This is a genomic window from Synechococcus sp. R8-2 (assembly GCF_047461715.1).
Lineage (GTDB): Bacteria > Cyanobacteriota > Cyanobacteriia > Thermostichales > Thermostichaceae > Thermostichus.
This window is the reverse complement of the sequence record NZ_JANSHQ010000571.1, coordinates 1-1029: the sequence shown is the minus strand read 5'-3', so window position 1 is coordinate 1029 and position 1029 is coordinate 1. Positions and strand designations below refer to the sequence as shown.

The following is a 1029-nucleotide window of genomic DNA, read 5'->3' as shown; positions in this document are numbered from 1 at the left end:
ATCCCTAGAAATTGGAAACCCTATAGCCACAAAAAATCCCCCGCCAATAAGGCGGGGTTTTTCCTTCGGGGGGATCTATAGAATTGGAAACCTAGGGATCCCCAGTTGGAAAGAAATTGGAAACAGAGAAAAGATTAGAGTAAAGCCGGTGCTGCTCGGCAGAGGCCAGGCAGCGCTGTTGGTGCTCAGGCCACTCCTGGAGGGCTAGTTTTTGTTGTTCCTGGAGAAGGGTTTGTAGGTCTGAGTCTGCAGGCAGCTCGCCTTGCAAAACCTGCAAATCGTTAAAGCGGCCCAGTTGATCCTGCAAGCACTTCAGGGTTGCTATCCAATCTTGCATGGTTTCCCCGTAAAAGGGCGCAAAAAACTCCACCTGATAGCGCAGCCGTTTGGTGGCCTTGCGCAGCTCGTGCAGTTGCTCAGCCTGGGCTTCCGTTGCGGGGAAAGCAGGGATCCGCCAGCCTGGCTGCAGCAGCCACTGGGCCAGCAGGGGAGTCAGCAAGTGGGGCAAGCTTTCCGGCAAAGGCAGCTCCGCCTGGGGCTTATAGCGGGGGTGAGCCAGCCACTGCTCGCAGGCAGCTTGAAACGCCAGGAAGTCAGCATCTTCAAGAATGCGGCGGGAGCGTTTCTCGGCTTGGGTTCGACGTTGCTGCAGATCTTGTTTTAGCTTCTCCAGTTCTGCCTGCTGGGCTGCCGGGATCCCTTCCCAACAAGGTTCCTGCAGGATTTCCAGCAGCACGTCCAGATCCCGCTGCTTGCCCAAAGCACTGGCCAGCTTTTGCAGGCGTTTGGGCTTGAGAGGCTTGGGCAGCCGGACGGATCCCTGAAATACCTGCACCCAGGTGCCAATACGGCGCAGGGTCACCCGGATTTGGTGCAGAGACTCTGCCGCTTCTGGATGCTGGGTCAGAACTCGCTTTACGTGTTTCTGCAGCCGCTGCCATTGCTGGCTCAACAGCTGGTGGGCCCAGGCGGCCACGGTTGGCAAGGGCGCAGATGAGGGCAAGGTCAAGTGCAAGGACTCCGTCCCGC

At 57.8% G+C, this 1029-nt stretch carries 1 protein-coding gene; it reads right to left on the bottom strand.

The annotated features are described in order from the left end of the window. Window positions 1–91: 91 nt before the first annotated feature. Window positions 92–1029, bottom strand: a 938-nt coding sequence (locus NW819_RS12555) for a CHAD domain-containing protein (protein WP_414413949.1), incomplete at its 5' end; no start/stop codon positions are given.